The organism is Mesorhizobium sp. M0571, from assembly GCF_040320985.1.
Classification (GTDB): Bacteria; Pseudomonadota; Alphaproteobacteria; order Rhizobiales; family Rhizobiaceae; genus Mesorhizobium.
The window spans coordinates 1-18,936 of record NZ_JAMYQT010000037.1 but is presented as its reverse complement, the minus strand read 5'-3'; the positions used below and the strand labels follow the sequence as shown (position 1 = coordinate 18,936).

Below are 18,936 nucleotides of genomic sequence, written 5' to 3'. Positions count from 1 at the left end.
CTTAAACGTATGACAGTATGTCTTTCATTGTTCCTCGAACAGTTGAGATCGATGCAATTCTGCACCTTTCGCTGGCGAAAACAAAGGTGCATCATTGGCACCAAGACATGCAAGCGCATTACAGAAGGGACTGGCGCTATGCAGCACCTTCGTCCATCAACAGGGCGCGCAATCAGTCGATTGCGCTGCGCAGCCGCGGGACTGATTGCCACCTGTCAAATCATAGGCGCAGAAACGGCGCTGGCAGCAGACGGCCGCCCTAGAGTCGCTCCGGCGCAGGGGGCAGCGGCCGCCGCGCCTGGCGGCGTCGTTGCGCCGCCTGATCGCGCTCCGCTTGGCAAATTGATCAAGCGGCTTCGTCTCCTGACGCACAACGTCTACGCCGTCGATGAAGATTCTTGTGATCAGCGGGCTAGGGGATTCGGGCTTCAGCTGGCAAGGGCCGGGTCATCCGGCCGGCAGCCGTATGACATAGTCGGACTGCAGGAATACTACGAAGATCATTTCTTCGATGCCGGAACGGTATGCGACGACAGCACGCTCCTCCAGGCAGCGCGGTCGACAGGCATGTACCGCAACTCAAGCAACACCAGCCTCTTTAGACCGCGGTTCGACGGGCGCCACAACGGAGGCGTCGGTGTATTGACGCTTCACCGCATCAGGACTGATCTCGACTGGCGATGGGGTAACGATCAACAGGGTCTCTTCGAGGCGGTCGAAGGCTTTATGTTTGCGCGGATCGAAATCCCGGGCAAGGACCTGGCCATCGACACCTATGTTGTCCATTTGAACTCAGGCCGAGACAATGTCGCCGGGCGTCAGCGCCAACTGCGGCAGCTTGCGGCACGGATTGCCCAATTTAGTAAGGCCAGTGGCAACCCGGTTATCGTGATGGGGGATTTCAATATTGGTGGCCCGCAGCCGCGGACCAACCCGCCAGGAAATCCCGGGTATCAGGACATCGTTCGCATCCTGCGCAGTCCCAGTGACCTGTGGCTGAACGCGCATCCGCAGACCGTACCAACTGCCGGCTACACGAGCGGCTGCGACACACAGTACCGACCAGCGTGTCTGGGGAAGGAGCGAATTGACTACATCTTCCACGTGACCGATCCGGCGCTGACAAACAGCCCGTACCAACTCGTGGTGACAAACGTCTCTCGTGTGCGTTGGGCTGAGCCTCCAAAGGCAGCCGCCAAAGACAGGCATTTCGTTTCAGATCATTTCGGGGTCGACGCGACGATCGAAATACGGGTTCGTTCGCCGTGAGTTCGTCAACCCATAGAGTCGAGGCGTTAGTCGTAGTGCCAAGTGTGGGGCCGAACTTTGCCGCGCCCAACATGTGAGCGCGGCAATCTCGATCCTCTCGTCGCCTCGAGCACCATGTTCAGAGGGGGCTGCGCGGCCCTGCGAATGCTTGTAAAGCCACCGGACCGGATGACCTCCGTCAACTTTTCCTCGCCAGCCTGAGCGCCGCCGCCGTATCCGCCCGTCCGGCCAATGCAGCGATGCGAGCCGCATGCCCAAGCAACATGCCACGGCGCTGGAGGTCAAACCATGTGATGCCGCGTCACATGTTGCAGAAATTGAAAGCCAACCTGAGCGGTGGCCTCAGCCTTCCATCCGCGCTGCTGCAGCGGAGGCGCGGGTAGCCCTGTGCCCACCGGGTGATCCCGAAGCGTTTAGGCTGCTCGCACTTGCTCGGCAACTGTGGACCAGCGCACACTCCGCTACCACTCGGCCCGAGTTCGTGTGCTGCTCGCCGGGGCGCTTGCCAGGAATGGCGACGTATCCAGTGCGCGAGCAGAACTGGTAGCGGCAAGCCTTTCCGCCGACCGGACAGTCTGCTGTCGGCCCATATTGTTGAAAAAGTCCGCGTCGCGGTCGCCCGTGGCACTTTCGTAGGATGGCGTTCCGCAGAGACCCCAAAATTGAATCCTGATTCCATGCAATGCGCCGGGGTGGAACTGGATTCTAATATCGGTCCATTGATCAGGACGATCTCGTGGCTCCAGTCGAACTGGTAGGCCTCGCCCGGCGGGAAGAACAACGGCACATAGGCTTGCGCCGTCGCCGATCCCTGCGCCTTCGCCCAGCTCTTGGCGTATCGGCGAACCGCATCGTAGCTGCCGTCGTATCCGAGACCGCGAAGCTCCTCAAAGATCCGGATCAGCGTTAGCCGCTCGCGCCCAACCTTGCTGTGATTGCCGTTCAAAAATCCATCGAGCTGACCCTGCCAGGGACCGATCTTCGGCATCGGCTGCCGCTCGCGCTCGTAACGGAACTCAGTCGCATCAGATCGCAGAACCTTGCGGACGACCTTCCGGGAAATCCGCAATTCGCGGCAAATCTCCTTGATCGACTTCCCATGAACCAGCGACAGCCGGCGTATCTTTGCAATCGTCTCCACAACCAACATCCAAAACAAATGCCTCCGATGAACCCGGAGGCAATGTGACAACCCTGCGTTACAGGGGTCCTTTTTGGACGCCGATCACCCCTGAACGGGGTCCTTATTCCACGCCGAAACACAGGAAGTCGGTGACGGCCGTGTAGCCGCCGCCATAGCCGAGGTCCTTCAGTTCCCGGAAAAGCCGGCTGCCGGTGAGTCCGGGATATCGCGTGACGCGTTCGCGAAGATAGGCCGTGAAGGGATCGATCACCGCCTGACGCGGCTTGCGCGGTCCGTAGGCCGGAGCCTCGAGCCCGCGCTCAATGTATTTGCGCACCGTCTTGCGGTCGATCCCGCTCTCCCTGGCGATCGCCGACACCGACAGGCCCTGCCGATGCAAATCCAGTATCATCATCATCTCCCCGATCTTGATCACCGAAATCCCTCTCCCGACCATCAGGAGAAGCATCAACCATTACGCGCCGCCGGTCTCCCGGAGCGCGCTCCGGAAGACCGGCGGCAGCGTTATACTGGGGAAGATTCAAACGGCACTTCTGGGGAGTATTGAGCCGGCATCGACACGTGACCAACGATGGAGGGAACCGTGCGTATTATCGGCATGGACATACACCGCGTAGCCGCCGAGGTCGTGTCGTTGCTTGATGGCAATGTCGTCAAGCTCGGCCGCGTTCAAATGCTACGCAATAAGCTCGAGGAGTTCGCCAGGAAGGAACTCACCCACGATGATCATGTGGTGATCGAGGCCACGGGCAATGCTGCTGCCGTCGCTGAAGTGCTGTCGCCCTACGTCCATCGGATCGTGATCGCCAATCCCAAGCAGGTGCACATGATCGCGCACGCGAAGGTGAAGACTGACACCATCGACGCCACTGTCCTTGCGAAGCTCTACGCCTCGGGCTTTCTGCCGGAGGTCTGGGTTCCGGATCCGGGGACCCTTGCCCTCCGAAGACAGGTCACCAGGCGGACACAGCTGGTTCGCCAGCGTTCGCGGCTGAAGAACCTGATCCAGTCAATCCTCCACGCCCACCTGATCCCGCCGTGTCCGCATAGGAACCTCGTCGGGATCAGCGGGCGCAAATGGCTGACGAGGCAAATATTGCCTGCGGATGAGCGCGCCGCCATCGAGCGCCACCTCGGCTTGATTAACCAGATCAACGAGGCGTTGACGGTGGTCGAGGCGGATATAGCCGTACATGCCCTTCAGGATCCGACAATCCGCCGCCTGATGACGTTGCCCGGCCTCGACGTCACCGTGGCTGCGAGCGTTGCCGCGGCAATCGGCGACATACGGCGCTTCAGCGATCCACAGAAGCTCGTTGACTATCTTGGCCTCAATCCGAGCGTGCGGCAGTCCGGTGAGGGGCCAGCCTATGACGGGCGCATCACGAAGCAGGGCCGCGGCGGCCGGCCTTGCTCGCCTGCAAGTACAGATCGGTCGAGCTACGTGCCGGCCTTCCGACCAGCCATGCCAGACGCGGCACCGCCTTCGACTACAACATTCCGGCCAAGCGCGCCGAAGAACGATCCCGCGTCGAGAAGGCGGAAGCTGCCTATGCAGCAGCGACTTCCCGATGGCGAACGAGGCCGGAAAGGCAGAAGGCTGTGGAAAACGCCGCCGAATGAGAAGAACGGGCTATTCTACAACATCCGTGCTGCATCTGCCCAATATCGCGGAAGATGCGTTGGCTTTTGTCAATCTCGATGCCGGCCGCAGACATCAGCAACTGCATCTTGTCCCAAAACCTCCTCGCCTGCCGGTATTGCTGGTAATCAAAGCCCCCGAAACGAATATCCGACCGCATCAAGAAAGCCACGGATGCTGAGAAGCTCTCAAGTGCGGCGAAGGATAAGACCATGCCTCCGGTGAAGAAGGAAAACCCCATCGACATGTTGCCGGTCTTTGGCCGCTTGTCCATTGCAAGGCCGACCTTGATCAGCTCGCCCGCGGCATGGAGCGTTAGATCCCAATCATGGTTTTGAGCTGAATACTCGTACGGCAAGATAGTGTCCTTCACGCAAACGCGCTTTCAGTGCGCGAGAAGAATTAGGCGAGCACTAGAGTCGGGGGCCATAAGGCCAGAAAACCTCATAGGCGGGTTCCGGCGCCTCTTCCGGGCCTATCTGTTTGCCAAAGCCGCCGGTCTGTTTCATCACGATCAGAATTGCAGGAAACCCGACAGCTTGCGGCGAGGCTGTTGCCTCTGCCGCAACAACTCGCCTGCACCACTCGTCCAGCCGAACGATGTTGGAGATTGATTTGAGACTGCCGCGCAGTGCGACATTGGCGATCTCTTGGACATTTGGCAGTGTGCCCCTTGCCGCAATCTGGCATTCACCACTCACACCGCCGAATTTCTCAGTGTCGAATTCAAGCCACCGGATCGCGGGCACGCCATCTGCTTCCAACCCGGCCACGAGGTAGCGCATCATAGTGGGCTCGATTGCGCTTTTCCGCCGATAGATCGGATGCCCATATTCCATGATCGCGTCGGCAACGCTGGTGGGCGTGGCGCTTGCCGGCGGCAGCTGCTCCAGTTTGTCCCAAATCGATTGTGTTCCATTGAAAGAACCCGCCTGGGCGATGGCGACACGGGGGCTGATGCTCAGCACTTTCGGCGAGTTCTTTACCGGCTGCATCGTGTCCGGATTGTGCAGCAACGTGTCGGCTGCGATGGCAGCGCCGCCGGGGAACGTACATGCGAAGATGACGGTCATTGGCTGACAATCCGGTCTCAGGTGAAAGCCGCCGTTATTGGCCTTATGCGTGTTTGCACGCTCGTCCATTCCGCAGCCTGCCGGAGACGGCGACTCGCATGGGGCAATCCCAGAGTCGAACCCCTCATAAAAGAAAGTAGGAATTGGTCGGTACCAGGCAGCGCCGATTCGCGATCGTCCGGCAAATTTATAAGAGTTCGTAGAAAAATAGCAACTGGATGAGCTTGCTTCCCATAATCGCTAGGGTTTCATCAAAACACTTAGTGACAGTGGGAAAGATTTGTATAGTTCTTCGCGATGCGAGGGAGAGATGATGGGCTATTGGGATGGTAAGGCGGCAGCGTTAGAGAATATCCGACACTACTCGCGGGGTGAGGGTTGGCGCGCGAGCGAAGATCAGAAAAACGACAAGGGCGAAGTCGTTGAGCGCGGAAGCGCGCGGTCCGTCGAAGAGACATTGACGCTGGCGCTGAATGCCTCAAACCTAGTTCTGCTTACAGGAGCGGGCTCATCCTTTTGTGCGAGAAATCCAAAGGACGACGCGAAACAGGCCCCTGGAATGCGTGACCTTTGGGACGCGGTCGTCGTCGCAGCCACCCTGGCACCCATTGACGCAATTGCCGCAAAAGTTCCGAACACAAAAGCGATTGCCGAAGCCAAGAACATAGAGAAATTCCTCACACACTGCAAAATGTACTTGGAATTGTTCGGCGCGGACAAGGCAAAGGAGGTCTCCGACTTTATCACTCTCGCCGAGAAGACGATCGCGGCACGGGTGGATTTTGCAAGCGAAGCCACCGATCTTACAGCGCATCAAGCGATTATTCGCAAAATTGCAAGGCGGGGAATTCGCAAACCCCGCGTACGCATATTTACGACCAACTATGACCTTTGCTTCGAATATGCCGCACAGGGCCTGCGTTTCACGGTCATCGATGGCTTCTCACATTCGATTCCGCAGGTTTATGACCGAGGCCATTTCGTTCATGACATCGTTCGGCGGGATGGAGGGAAAGATAGTCCGGACTACATCGAGAACGTCTTTCATCTCCATAAGCTACACGGTTCCATCGATTGGCGGCGCAAGGGGTCAGAGCTGCTCCGGTCACGGGATGATCGCGATGGCACGCCGGCTTTGATCTATCCGCGTGACAGCAAGTACCAAGAGGCTTTTGAATCCCCCTACCTCGACATGATGTCCGCATTCCAAACGGCAATTCGGGAACCGGATACGGCCCTGATAGTGTCCGGCTTCGGCTTCAATGACGACCATATCAGCAAGCCGATCATGGCGGCTGTCGAAGCCAATATGACCCTTCGAATTGTCGTATGCGATATGGCGTTCCTCGCCAGTACTGAACTGGAAAAAGCCGACCACATCCTTTCTGCCGAAAGCTCTGCACAAGAGAACGCGAGTCCGTTTTTTGCCAAACTTAAGAGGCTCGCAGACATTGGAGATCAGCGCATCTCGCTCTTAAACGGACGTTTCCAGGACTTGGCGCAAGCGATACCGGATTTGGTTGCTCAAACCGAGCGCGAACGTCACGCCGAGCGTATCAAGGTCTTGCACGAACCGCCCATCGGCGCAGGAGCATGACAGTGCAAAGTCTTGTCGATCCGCTCCGGTATGTCGGGACTATCACGGTTGTTAGCGCATCCATCGCTCAGGCGAATCTTCCGCAGGCAACCGCACGACCGGAGCACCGTTCGCTGGCGCGCGGAGCCGTCGGCGATTTCGTTTTCATCGATTGTGAAAGCGTCAAACTGCTCGGACGCATCATCGAAGTAAAACTCCCGGATAACGAACGTCTGACGGTCGAACCTTCCATGGGAACGCCGCCGGAATCGCATCCTATCGGACGTATTCAGCTTTTGGCTTCAGTGGATCAGCGTCAGAAACGGTTAGTCCGAGGGCTTCGTGCTCACCCACGGGTTGGGGATGCGGTCTACCTAGCTCAACCAGAGCTGTTCGGTGAGCTTGCGGCGAACGCGCTGACCAAAGGCGATCAACTTTCGATTGATCTGGGCCTCTTGAGCGCTGGTGGTGGAATTCATCTGCGCCTGACGCCCGAAAAACTCTTTGGGCGACATTGCGGAGTGTTTGGTGCAACGGGAGGCGGCAAGAGTTGGACGATCGCGGCCATACTCGACCAGATCAAAATGAACGGCGGAAAATGCATCCTGTTTGATCCAACCGGCGAATTTGCGGGCTTGCCGTCAATCTCAAAGCACTATGCCTTCAACGAAGGCGAAGACGGCACCGAGCGGGTCCATTTTCCCTATACGGAAACGACAGAGGAAGATTTGTTCGCCCTCTTCCGACCTTCTGGTCAGTCTCAAGGCCCAAAACTAAGAGAAGCTATCCGGAGCTTGAAGCTGGTTCGGGCTTGCAAGGCGAAAGCTCCCGACGGAGTGACCATCACCAAAGGGGGCACGATCGAAAAGGCAAACAGACCGCGTGCGCCATTTTTTGATGCCGTCGATGCCCACAAAGAAGCAATCAACTCGCCTTTGTGCAATTTCAGAATCGAAGGTTTAGCGGATCAAGTCACGGCTGAGTGTGTGTGGTCTAGCGCAAACGGCAATGCCGACAATTGGGGCGGGTCGGACAACTCAGTTGCGCATTGTGAGACCCTCGTTGCACGCGTTAGAACGCTGATAGGATCGCATCAGCTGTCCTGTCTTTTTGGGTCAACCGGCTCGTCTCTTGTTAAGGTCCTGACGGACTTCTTTGCGAAGGAGGATGACGACATCATCCGCATCTCCTTCCGTTCGGTACACTTCGAGCACAACACACGCGAGATCCTGCTAAATGTGATTGGCCGCTATCTGCTAAGCGAGGCAAGAAAAGGCCTGTTCCGAAGCCGGCCTGTTATCGTCGCGCTCGATGAGGCCCACCAGTTTCTCGGCCGTACGATCGGTGACGAGTACGCCAGTGTGCGCCTAGAAGCATTTGGGATCATCGCCAAAGAGGGACGCAAATATGGTCTGACGAGCCTCATGGCGACACAGCGTCCGCGAGATATCCCTCATGACGTCCTCAGCCAGCTCGGAACGCTGATCGTTCACCGTCTTACAAATGACGAGGACCGTCTGGCAGTCGAGCGCGCATGCGGAGACCTCGATAAGAACGCTGCGATGTTCATTCCCACGCTGGCACCAGGTGAGGCTATCATCGTCGGGCCAGACCTTCCCGCACCGATGCCTGTTCAAATTCATGAGCCAAAAGTCGCCCCTGATTCGAGAGGGCCGGATTACGATAAATACTGGCAGGATCGAAAAGCGAAGGTGGAACATGCCGACGGGGAGGTCGTGTAGCTCCAATGCGCGACCCGGGCTTGAAGGTTCGTAATCGGCTTCAACGGACGCTAAAAAGGGTTGTCGACCTTCGCACAATGAAGGCGATTTCTTGTGACGACCTGCTTCGGGCGGACCCCGACGAGTACCAAGACATTCGCAGAACTGCGACGCGCGCTCGGAATGAAAAGCGCGATGTATTTGTTTGCGAGAAATGCGGATACGCTGTTTATGCGCCACGCGAACCCACGACCCGATTGCCGTATTGGCGGCATCGCAAAGGGGCACCGCGCGATTGCCCCTGGTGGACTGGGGATCCTGATTCCATCAATGATGTCAGCGCCGCGCAGTTTCAGGGAGCGCAAGAGAGCGCACTACATCTCAAGCTCAAAACCATTGTCGCGGAACTGTTGACGAGTGATCCGCTTACCGAAACGGGATCGGTCGTTGTCGATCAGTATGTCGTCGCCGACAGCGGACGCCGGCGCCCAGACGTGCGCGCGGTCCACGACAACAAGCCGATTGCAATTGAGATACAGCTTGCCACTACACAAATTCCGGTGATCGTTGCACGCGAAGCGTTCTACGAGCGGGAACACCGGCACCTACTATGGGTGACTTGGTGTTTCGAGCCGGTAGAGCGATCGCGGATGCTGACGGCATTCGAAGATATTTTCTATTCCCACAACAAGAACCTCTTCTCCCTCGACGAAGAAGTGGTGGCCCTCGGAAGAGCGAGCTCCGCCTTGCGTCTTCGTGCCTTCTGGGAAGGTGAAGCGGGATGGGAATCGAAAATCACCGGACTTCCGGAACTGACTTGGCCCCCTTCCGGTCTTCCGTTTGCTGTCGCCCCGCGCCCGCCATGGCATGAAGACTTTCGATCTCGCTGGCTTGCCGCCACATCGGAGATTGGAACGCAGTGGCCGGAGCGTCTGACGCTTCTCAGCGAGTTAGCCAAAAGAGTGAACATGGATGGCGTCGATGGCGAAGCATTGAACGAGGCGGACTTCGAGTCGCTTCTCAACTGCATTCTCTCATTCACATTGAGACGGCCGATCGGCTCACGACAGCGCAATCTCGTCGAGGTCATAAATACTTTCCTGACGACTAATCGACGGCATGGGTTTGCACGCCTCATGAGAAAGGTGGTTCTCATGACAGAAGGCGAGGCTTTCTTTGAACGGAAAAGCGTGTTCGAAAAATTCACAGTTGCCGGCCAGGAAATTCAAGACGGACCCGAGTCCATTACGGGAAGGGTCGCGCTGATGCTATTTCCGGAACTCTTTCGGCTGCCCCGACGCGTGATTAAAGATGTCGGGCGGAGGTAATTCTTCAGGATGCGGCCGCTCTTCTTCCAGTCCGCACTGCTTTCCGCCAGCGCGTCCTCGAATTCGGCATGCAGGATGTCGACCACGCGGCCAGTTCCTCCTGCTTGTGCTCCGGCAAATGATCGATGCTGGTTTTCATCCTGGTCTGGTGAGCACAGTTGCGAGTCGACGTGCCCGTTATAGCAGCCTTCGACATATGCGAAGGCTGCCAGCGCCGAGTGCGAGCAACCGATCCCGGGGGTTATGCGACTTCATGCGTCGTATGGATTCCCAGTGCGTTGGCGGCGATCAGTGGCAAGTCCTTGGCGCTGATTCTCTCCACCATTGTGACCAATGTCATCAGGGGATCGCTCAGGAACGTGTCGAACTTTGCCAATGCCGGTTGCGCCAATCGTGCAGCAAGTTCTTCACCGTCTGGCGCCGGCGAACCAGCTATGTCCTGTAGAGTTTCGATGGCTTTCTCGGCCTCGCATTCCTGAAGTTCAATCCCGTGCCCGAAATGCGATGCTTTGAACTTGCGCGACAGCAATGCCAGGGTTAGCGTCTGTAATTTTCTGGTTCCGACCCAGGGGAAAATCAAGACGCTCTCCCCATGCGCTATGATTGAACGGCTATCCAGCTGCAGGTCCAGGAAAGAACTGCGCGCCTCATCCAGCAGCCGGTTGGCGGCAAGATCGAGATAGGGGTAGGCGTCATCGGATGCGAGAACCGCGCGCATCGTTGCCACCACGTGATCGTCGATGGCCGCCCCCTTGCCGTTGAAATGCGGTGGCTTTCCCGCCCGTGTCGGCTTGACCATGATGACCCGAGCGCGATCGTCGATTTCGCTGACTTGCCAGCGGCGCCCCGCAAAAATGATGGTTTCGCCACGTGCAACCGGGGAACTCAGCGGATAGGTGCCGAGTGTGCGTGCATCGTGAATGATGCGGTACTCTCGTTCCGTGGCGAAAACAGCATAGAATTCGTACGATTCCGTGATTTTTTCCCCGGTCGATCCGATCATGAGCAAGCCTTCCGGAGACTGCTCAAGCAACTGGTTTTCAGGCGTGGCCATGCACCGGAGCAATTCGGCAAACAGCGTCCTGTCCACGGCTCGGAAGGGGCCGCGCTCGCATAACAGTTTCCAGGCGACCGTCGGGCTTACGCCCCCGGTCTGTACTATCAGTGCCATCACTTGATGGAGGAGCGTTGAAAGATGCAGGCCAGCTGGCAATGGCGGCTCACACCATCCCCCCCGCAGGCACTCAACCATCGCAATCGACTGCACCAGATCCAGCCGTAAGCGATCAATTGGGTGTCGCCCCTTACCAATGGGAGGCTCGATGACGAACATGCGCAGCGTTGCGGGCTTTCCGACCCTGCGGCCGGATCGGCCAAGGCGCTGGCGAAGTGATGCGACCGAAAAACCCGGCCCGATCTGGGCGATTGTCTCCACCTCGCCAATGTCGATTCCGAGTTCCAGGGTGGTGGTCGCGACCGCCGTGGTCGGGCGCGGATCGTCTCGAAGCCGCGCTTCGACCTCCTCGCGCATGGCCCTTGCGAGATTGCCATGATGCGGGAAGAACTCATTTGGAAAGCTCGCTTCGTCGCACATCGAACGCAGCATGTCGGCATAGACCTCGACATTGGCGCGAGATCCGGCAAACAGCAGATTGCTCTGGCCGCGCAGCAGACGAAACAAGTCGGACGCAAGCGCCGCTGGGACCGTCGATTGTTCAAAAGGTTCGGCCGGCTTTCCCGGCGGATCGCTATCGTCTGCGGTAGCCGTGAGATCGCCTGGAGCGGTGCCGTCCAGCAGGTAACCGCGGATCTGCAAACGGACCCCGTTTCCCTCGTCCTTGCCTTCCACGATCGTGACGCTAGCGCCCTTGCCGGGCCGCAGCGCCTCGGCAGCCAGGCTCATGTCGCCAAGTGTTGCCGACAGCCCAATTCGATCGATGCGGTCTCGCGCGGTCGCCACTTCGATCCTGTTCAGTATCGACTGCAGCTGCATACCTCGCTCAGTGCCAATGAAGGCATGTAACTCATCGATGACCACCGCATCGAGGCGCGAAAACATCTGCGCAACCTCCCCGCCCCTGCGGACGAGCAATGCCTCAAGCGATTCCGGGGTGATCAGCACGACACCCGACGGTCGCTTTCGTGCACGGGTTTTGGCGTCCGCCGACACGTCGCCATGCCATTTGTGCAGGAGGACGCCACTCCCTTCGCACAGGCTTTCCAGCCGCCGGTGCTGATCGTTGATCAGCGCCTTCAACGGGCTGACATAGAGGATGGAGAACCCATCGGCGCTGCCTGCGTGCTCGGCATGCCGGGTCAACAACGGCAGGAAGGCGGCTTCAGTCTTGCCGGCGGCAGTGCGTGCGGAGATCACGACATCGCCGCCCGCGAGTATGGCCGGAATAGCTTTTTCCTGGACATCCCGTAGCGACGGCCATTTCCGCTGCCAAATCCAGCGCCTGACGGGCTCGGAAAGCGTGTCAAATGCGGAGGGTTGCAAGCTCGTCGTCCGCTCCGCCTTCGGCGTCATCGATTGGCTGGTCACCTGCACCGCCTCGATCTTCCGCGACGTCCATTGTGCCGAGTATGTCTTTCCAATCTGTGCCGGGGTTTTGCTGGAGGATCGCGAGCAGATCGACGAAGGCTTTCACCGTGTTGCGCGGAGTCCGAAAATAAGCCTCGCCGATCCGGTTGGCGCAATGGTCCATAAAGGCATGGAGTGCCTCGTCCGGCACCAGCCATTTTTCCTGATCGCCGGCCGCGAAGACGTCGCGTAGCCGCTCCAGGAGATGGTAGAGTTCCTCCGGCGTCAGGTTCGGCAGATTGACCACCGGACCGGAATAGTCGGCCAGGCCATTGCCGGCAAAACTGTTCCCGGCAAGGCGGGATTGCAAGGCCTCGTAGGAGTAAAGGCCGCGCCGCGTGTCGAGCAGAAATTCCGGTGTGCCGCCCAGAATGAAACCGATAGCCTGCGTCGTGCCCTGCAGGACATCGTTGAAGATGCGCAGGATCTGCTCGTAATTCTGTTTGCGGGCCTGGGCGCTCTGCAGCTTGTAGAGATTTACGAGTTCGTCGAGGCAGACCAACAGGCCGCCAAAACCAGCGAGCCTTGTGAAACGGGCGAGCAGCCTCAGGCCATCGTAGAAGGACGCGTCGTCGATGATGGTACGCACGCCCAGATCGCCTCGCGCCTCTGTCTTGGTCGTGTATTCGCCGCGCAACCAACGCAGCGCGGCGTCCTGCAAATTGCTGTTTCCTTCCTCGTAGGCCCGCGCATAGGCAACGATGACGGTTGCGAAATCATAGCCACCGACCATCTCGCGAAGATCGCCAAGGCCTTCCTTGATGGCAGTTTCAATAGTCGTCCCGCTTGAGGAAGCGCGTTCCGATGCCTTTTGTATGTAGCTTTCCAGAATGTTTTTGAGCGCCCCTCCATCTGGAGCGGTACGGGTCGCAAGACTGGTGGCGAGCTCGGCATAGAGCGTGCGCGCCTGCCCGCCGGTGGCGTGGATGCGGCGATCCGGAGAAAGGTCGGCCTGGCAGACGGCGAGCTTGCGCTGAAGTGCGATCTGCCGGATAAGAAACAGGAAGAAGGTCTTGCCTGCACCATAGGCGCCGATGACGAGACGGATACTCGACCCGCCGTTGCCGATCCGCTCTATGTCCTGGATAAGCGCTTCGATCTCTCGCTGGCGCCCCACCTGAATATGCTGGAGACCGATGCGCGGCACGACACCGGCACGCAGAGCGCTGATAATGGTGTCTCGATCTCTTGGTTTGATAGGTGGAGGTTTTGTCGTCATGCTGACATTCCTTCGACAGAGACGGTGAGCGACGGAGACTGGGGAGGAGTCTCGGAAAACAGGCTGGCGTTGACGATGACAGGGTCCTCGCCGTCCAGGACCAGTTCGTCGAAGCGGTCGAGGGACCAATCGTTTAATGCTTGCTTCGCCGCGCCCGGCATCAGATCGGCACCGCGCACCAAACGCTCAAAATCCGAAGCCGTCCAGGCTTCCTGCTCGATCAGTTGCAACAGAAGCCACGCATAGCGTCGCTCCAACCCGTCGAAGCGCGCATCCCCATTCTCGATTTCCTCGATCGCAGGCTGAAGCTCGATCGGCGGCTCTGCTTCGTCCAGGAAGATATCGGCAAGGACGCTGGACGTGCTCCGGGTTTCACGTCGGATCGCTTCGAGACGCGAGACGTCGACCCGCGTCGCAGGTGTTCTAGGAGGCGCCGGCGACACCGGAATGCTCGGCGGCTGGATCCCGGCGGGGATGACCAGGGGAAGATCGTCATTTCCGTCGCGCGGCCTGTTCTGCGGCGCAACACTCCCCTGCAATCGCAAATATAGGGAGTTTTGGTCAAGATCCATCAGCCTGAACAGTTTCTCGAGCTGCGACACTTCTCGTGCGTGAAGGGTTCCGTCTGCCGCGGCGATTGCCACCAATTCATCGGCAAGGTCTTCGCGGCGGTCCTCAGGCACGTCTCCTATGCGTTTGGTCCAATCCGCTACGCGGCTGGCATCGGCTGCGCAGACCTTGAGCTCGGCTTTGAGGCGTACACGCTCGTCCCTCGACAGACCGGCCGCTTCGTCAATCTTGCCGAAGAGCCTGCGTTCCTCCAAGGGGTGGAGGAGACCGTCGGCGAAAGCGATCACCATGCCGAGCATGATTGACAGCTGCATGGGGCGGTAGTGGTCGCCGGGCTCGAGATCAGCTTCAGCTTCACGCTCGAGGGCAAAGACCATTGCCAGTTCGTCTGGTTTTGCGGTCTTCAAGGAAAAGGAAGGATCGGCAGTATTGCCATAGCCAAAGGCGGCCAGAATTCCGGAAAGGTCCTTCTGCTTTGCCCGCGCGGCAATTTTGTCGGGCTCCATCCCAGCCAACACAGCGAGTTGACGGATCGATATCAGCGCACCATCATTCGACAGTTCTTGCAGCTGGCTTAAGGGCTGACCAGGAAGCTCTTCACAATTCTTGACGCGCAAACCCAAAGGCAGCTGAGCCACGGCGGCAAGGGTAGGCCTCAGTCCTTCCGAACGGCCGAGCATGCGGCTGTAGTCGTCCAGCCGATCGGTGCAGTCATCAAAGATGCGGCGTGCGCCGCCTATCGGTTCGCTGCGGTTGGTGATGTCCGGCAGGTCGCCGCCAAGGGGGCGAATGTCGAGATCGAACGTCCCGCTGCACGCACGGTAGTTGACCTTCAGTTTTCGCACTCCGGCTGCCGCAACGCGCACACCATTGGGATATTTCTTCTCCACCGCTTCTGCGAATAGTTCTCGCAATACAGTCTGTGCCCGTCGCGCCGGCGTTCGCACCCGCGTCTCAGGATCGGCGATGACATAAGCCAGCAAAAGATCTGGCTCTATCGCGTCTCCGCTGCGCACCCGCATCCCGAGGGCAACCTTCAGCATTATCGGGATGTCGTAGCTATTTTCCTCGACCTCCAGATCAAGCTTTTCCGGCAACTGAGCCGATTTGAGCTGGTAAGCCGAAAGCAGCTCACCGGCATAGCGTTTGAACGAACCATTCCCTCCGTACACCTGCAACAGCCTGCGAACCTCGGCAACGACACCATCGGCGTCGGCTGGGCTTTCCTCCAACATGAGGCGTCGTTCGAGACCGTAGAAATAGAGGAACACGTATCCGATATAGGCTTCGGGATCGGAGCGCGATCCAGCAAGCCAGTCCAGATAGGATTTTCGCGCCGCTGGCGAAATGCGGGAGTAAGACGGCCAGTAGCCCATCGTTTCACCCAGCGGATCGCCGCGAGCGGCCACGGTCAACCTCGGATCGATCAGACAGTTCTCCGCGTCGACTGAACTTCCCTGTCTCGGCAGATGCTCACCTACATAAATCATGCCCCCGCGAATGTTATGGCTTCCGACCGTCGTTGCGGAATTAGCCGGAATCCAATGCGCCTGGCTCTCGGCGGGGCTCGCTCGCACTCGGGGTAGCCGGTCGAACCAGCGCGGCTGGTCCGACACGGCCGTGTTGGGAACAAGAATAGGGCCGCGCTGCGGAATGAAATCCGAAACCTGAGCATTATGCGATGCGAGCGATCCTTCGATTGTTGGCGCTGCGGGGGCGACCTTGGTGTCCTCAACGCTTTGCCAACCCGCTGCTGCGGGAGCGGCTGAAGGATTAGGCGCTGGTTCGGGCGGTCCAAAGGCTCCGCGTTGTCTGATGAAGTCGTGGACAGCTTTGTTATGTGCCGCAACAGAAGTCGCAATATCTGATGGTAAGGTTTGTTTCTGTTCGACCGGTTGTCTTCTAACTGCAATATTGGCTGTAACGATCACATCGTCCCGAACCAAGAGGTGCCTGTTGCTTCTGGCCGATTGGTCGAGACTGCTATCAAGTTGGTTGCCCTTGCTTTCGGAACCCGACGGCTGCATCTGATCCGTTGCGGCCGTAGGTAGAATGAGAACAGGATCGCGGTTTCGAATGGATTCCGCTATCTGAGCATTATGCGATGCGAGCGATCCGTCGCTTGTTGTCGTTACCGGGGTGACCTTGGTAGCCTCTAAGCTTTCCCAACTCGGTTTTGCAGGAGGTGCCTGCAGCCTGGCTGAAGGATTGGCCCCTGATGTTGGCCGTCGGATTGCTCCTCTCTGACGGATGAAATCGTGGACAGCGGCGTTGTGTGCTGCGATTGAAGCCGCAATGTTCGGCGACAGGATCGGCGTTTGTTCGACTGGCTGCCTTCTATCAGCAATGCTGGCTGGCACCACGCGATCGTTCGGAATACGCAGGCGGTGCCTGCTACTTCTGATCGACCGGTCGAGACCGTCATCAGGTTCGCTGCTCTTACTTCCGGACCGTGCTGGAACCGGGTCCGCGCCCGGCTTTCTTCGCCGTCTCCGCAAGAAGAAGAACGCGATTGCGACCGCTAGCAGGCTCAAATAGATCAAACGCGGTGTGGGGGTGGTTGGCGCCTCGCCGATCTTATTGGGCTCGGGCTCCAAACGATCGGATTTGGCTGACGCCCCCTCAGTGTGCGCCGCCAAAGGCGGCGCCTGGTGGACATCGCCATCAGCTTGCCGGGCTTCACCGTGACCTGTCTGTGGAGTTGTCTTCGTTGGAACACCACGCTTCTTTAAGAGCGACGGGGGCGATTGCGTGGCCATGGGCGTCAACGGGCCACGCGTCACCTGGGGTCGCGGAAAAAGTGCGGCTGACGTCGCTTCGTCCAAAGTACCGGTCTGAGGAAGATTGTTCGCTTTCTGGAAAGCCTTGAGCGCACTGATGGACCGACGTCCCCAAATTCCATCCGCGGTCCCGAGATCGTAGCCATGGTCGGCAAGCGCTTGTTGAATCTGCCGAGCGGAATGTTGAGATTCCTGTGAAGTTGCGGGGTCTGTGACGCTCAATGCTGTCGCCAAGGCGACCACCACAGTCCAAGAAAATGGCAACCTCATCCCTTTTGCCCCGCCGTCCCAGTTTAAGCATAGCTGGGATGAGTTGTTTTGAGAACTCGCGCTATTACATTTCCTCCGAATGAGGGGACGTTCAACAGCAGAAACTGCCGATCTCCTTTGATTGCACTCTTCCCCCTCGAACTCGTCCTCGTTCAGCCCGAACAGGATCTCCATTCACAATAGCCGATCTGCGATGACAACGATGGGCCCTAACACTACTTTGGCACTTTAGGCTCTGGGATATTCGCAAGGAGCATGTCACAGCGAGGACATCGTCGGGGTGGAGGTCGTGCGAAGATGTCGAGGATCGCTTGCCTGATGGCCGGCATGCTTGGCTGTGGTGGCGGTCCCGAGACTCTTTTTTTTCCGTCCCGCTGCTTTGAGGCGGCGGGATTGAAGGAAGGCGTAGGCGATCATCGTCATCAACGCATGTCGATGTAATCCCGTCCAGGATCTACCTTCGAAGTGGTCGAGCCCAAGCTCTTCCTTGAGCTGCTGGTGGGCCTGTTCACAGATCCACCTGGCCTTGATCGTGGCAGCGAGCGTCTTGATGGTGGCATCGGCCGGCAGGTTCGACACATAGTATTTTTGCTCCCCGGTCGACCGCCGCTCGCCGACGAGCCAAACCTCGTCGCCAGGCATGCATTGCATACGGTTATCGAGCATCCGGTGCTTATGGCCATCCGCAACACGGACACGACGGGCCGCGAAGAGACAGGTCAGCCGACCTTTGGTGCCCCGCCGCCAGCTGACCTTTTGCCATTTCCCTTCGGCCAACAACGTTTCAGCCGAGACCGGGGGCTGATCAGGGATGTGGTATTTGCGGGGCTTTCCGGCCTTCGCGACGGGGAAGATCAGGGCAACGTCGGCGGGATAGACGTTCTGGCGTCGCGACAGACCCACTGCCCACAGCAGACCGCGCTCACTCAAAGCCTGACGGAAGGGTCCGCTGGAGCCGTATCCTGAATCGGCAAGCACACAGCCAAAACGCGCACCGGAGGCGATGACGCGGTCGACCTCCTCGATTGCAATCTCCGGCTTTGTCAGAGCAGTCTGTCTATCCTTCGGCACACGAGCCCGCGCCATACGTTCAGGATCATCTGTCCAGCTCTCGGGCAGGAATAGCCGCAGGCCCACCATCACCGGCACCTCGCGCGACGCCAAGGTTACCGAGACCAGCGACTGACAATTGGCAGTCTTTCCGAGCGACGAGGCATATTGTGGCGCGACGCCAACCGAGTGACGTCCCTTCTTGGGCAACGCCGTATCATCGATGACAAGAAAACCCGCCTCATCGCCAACCAGGCCATCTGCCTTCTTCAGCAGGGCAGCCTCGAGTGGAGCACTGTCCCAAACTCCGGCAGCGACGAAATGATGAAGCTGATCGTAGCCGACCTCGCCAGCGCGCGCCGCCATCGGCTGAACGCTCTTGCGGTCTCCTGGACCAATCAAACCCGCGACATAGAGAGGACACATCCGCGCCCGCGTCTTGTGCCCTAGCGCCGCGACAAACGGCGCAAGCCAGCGCGCCAGATCAGCTTGCCAGTTCCCATCCATGGCCGGCCCCTCCAAAAAGCCGACCTCCTATGAATCACCGAAGACGCCTCTTGGGAATCCTGAAAGTGCTCGCCCGCCAAAATCTGCCAAAGTAGTGCTAAGAGCCTGAATCAAAAAGAGTGTTTTGATATCAACTTCTTGCGAGCCTGCGGGTGAGCAGGCGAATGTGAGCGACGTATATCCAGGCTTCTGCGGAAGCGAGG

10 protein-coding genes and 4 pseudogenes are annotated in these 18,936 nt (G+C 58.6%); 5 read left to right on the top strand and 9 right to left on the bottom strand.

Annotation, left to right across the window (positions count from 1 at the left end; all coding sequences use genetic code 11):
- The first annotated feature begins 138 nt into the window (after positions 1-138).
- Entirely contained in the window at positions 139-1,269 is a 1,131-nt protein-coding gene (locus NKI85_RS28710) for an endonuclease/exonuclease/phosphatase family protein (protein ID WP_352779501.1), read from the top strand.
- Between the two features lie 98 nt (positions 1,270-1,367).
- Here the strand turns inward: NKI85_RS28710 and NKI85_RS28705 are convergent.
- From NKI85_RS28705 to NKI85_RS28695, 3 pseudogenes are all read right to left on the bottom strand, one after another.
- Positions 1,368-1,487 (bottom strand): annotated as a pseudogene (locus NKI85_RS28705) (SAM-dependent methyltransferase); the annotation flags it as partial.
- Positions 1,488-1,984: 497 nt separating this feature from the next.
- Positions 1,985-2,419, bottom strand: a pseudogene (locus NKI85_RS28700) (IS21 family transposase); the annotation flags it as partial.
- A 124-nt stretch (positions 2,420-2,543) separates the two neighbouring features.
- Positions 2,544-2,828, bottom strand: a pseudogene (locus tag NKI85_RS28695) (helix-turn-helix domain-containing protein); the annotation flags it as partial.
- Positions 2,829-2,996: 168 nt separating this feature from the next.
- Here NKI85_RS28695 and NKI85_RS28690 point away from each other — a divergent pair.
- Positions 2,997-4,036: pseudogene (locus tag NKI85_RS28690) on the top strand (IS110 family RNA-guided transposase).
- Here NKI85_RS28690 and NKI85_RS28685 read toward each other — a convergent pair.
- Positions 3,964-4,413 (bottom strand): hypothetical protein, encoded by a 450-nt coding sequence (locus tag NKI85_RS28685; protein ID WP_352779499.1) that lies wholly within the window; start codon positions 4,411-4,413, stop codon positions 3,964-3,966. The pseudogene NKI85_RS28690 and the gene NKI85_RS28685 sit on opposite strands and share 73 nt — an antisense overlap.
- A gap of 55 nt (positions 4,414-4,468) precedes the next feature.
- Positions 4,469-5,128: a hypothetical protein gene (locus NKI85_RS28680; protein ID WP_352779497.1), complete on the bottom strand. Its 660-nt coding sequence runs from the start codon at positions 5,126-5,128 to the stop codon at positions 4,469-4,471.
- 310 nt (positions 5,129-5,438) lie between these two features.
- Between NKI85_RS28680 and NKI85_RS28675 the strand changes: the two genes are divergently transcribed.
- The 3 genes from NKI85_RS28675 to NKI85_RS28665 all read left to right on the top strand — a co-directional run bounded on the left by NKI85_RS28675 (position 5,439) and on the right by NKI85_RS28665 (position 9,753).
- Positions 5,439-6,725 carry an SIR2 family protein gene (locus tag NKI85_RS28675; RefSeq protein WP_352779494.1) on the top strand — a complete coding sequence of 429 codons (1,287 nt, stop codon included), beginning with the start codon at positions 5,439-5,441 and terminating at the stop codon, positions 6,723-6,725.
- Positions 6,722-8,446, top strand: coding sequence for an ATP-binding protein (locus NKI85_RS28670; RefSeq protein ID WP_352779492.1), 1,725 nt, complete (start codon positions 6,722-6,724; stop codon positions 8,444-8,446). The genes NKI85_RS28675 and NKI85_RS28670 overlap by 4 nt, the downstream gene beginning before the upstream one ends.
- 77 nt (positions 8,447-8,523) lie before the next feature.
- Positions 8,524-9,753 (top strand): DUF6035 family protein, encoded by a 1,230-nt coding sequence (locus tag NKI85_RS28665; protein WP_352779489.1) that lies wholly within the window; start codon positions 8,524-8,526, stop codon positions 9,751-9,753.
- A 241-nt stretch (positions 9,754-9,994) separates the two neighbouring features.
- Here the strand turns inward: NKI85_RS28665 and NKI85_RS28655 are convergent, their stop codons facing one another.
- From NKI85_RS28655 to NKI85_RS28640, 4 genes are all read right to left on the bottom strand, one after another.
- A complete protein-coding gene (locus NKI85_RS28655; RefSeq protein ID WP_352779487.1) occupies positions 9,995-12,298 on the bottom strand; it encodes a DEAD/DEAH box helicase in 2,304 nt (767 codons plus the stop codon).
- Positions 12,234-13,556, bottom strand: a complete 1,323-nt coding sequence (locus NKI85_RS28650; protein WP_352779485.1) for an ATP-binding protein — start codon at positions 13,554-13,556, stop codon at positions 12,234-12,236. Before NKI85_RS28650 ends, NKI85_RS28655 begins: the two co-directional genes overlap by 65 nt.
- Positions 13,553-17,128 carry a TerB N-terminal domain-containing protein gene (locus NKI85_RS28645; protein WP_352779483.1) on the bottom strand — a complete coding sequence of 1,192 codons (3,576 nt, stop codon included), beginning with the start codon at positions 17,126-17,128 and terminating at the stop codon, positions 13,553-13,555. Before NKI85_RS28645 ends, NKI85_RS28650 begins: the two co-directional genes overlap by 4 nt.
- A 306-nt stretch (positions 17,129-17,434) precedes the next feature.
- The gene (locus tag NKI85_RS28640) at positions 17,435-18,733 is read right to left on the bottom strand and encodes an IS701 family transposase (protein WP_502900736.1); all 1,299 of its coding nucleotides are present in this window, start codon (positions 18,731-18,733) and stop codon (positions 17,435-17,437) included.
- Positions 18,734-18,936: the final 203 nt, after the last annotated feature.

Coding starts and splice junctions, on each gene's coding strand:
- NKI85_RS28710 (WP_352779501.1), top strand. CDS start 139: ATGCAGCACCTTCGTCCATCAACAGGGCGCGCAATCAGTCGATTGCGC.
- NKI85_RS28640 (WP_502900736.1), bottom strand. CDS start 18,733: ATGGATGGGAACTGGCAAGCTGATCTGGCGCGCTGGCTTGCGCCGTTT.
- NKI85_RS28665 (WP_352779489.1), top strand. CDS start 8,524: ATGAAGGCGATTTCTTGTGACGACCTGCTTCGGGCGGACCCCGACGAG.
- NKI85_RS28670 (WP_352779492.1), top strand. CDS start 6,722: ATGACAGTGCAAAGTCTTGTCGATCCGCTCCGGTATGTCGGGACTATC.
- NKI85_RS28680 (WP_352779497.1), bottom strand. CDS start 5,128: ATGACCGTCATCTTCGCATGTACGTTCCCCGGCGGCGCTGCCATCGCA.
- NKI85_RS28675 (WP_352779494.1), top strand. CDS start 5,439: ATGATGGGCTATTGGGATGGTAAGGCGGCAGCGTTAGAGAATATCCGA.
- NKI85_RS28650 (WP_352779485.1), bottom strand. CDS start 13,556: ATGACGACAAAACCTCCACCTATCAAACCAAGAGATCGAGACACCATT.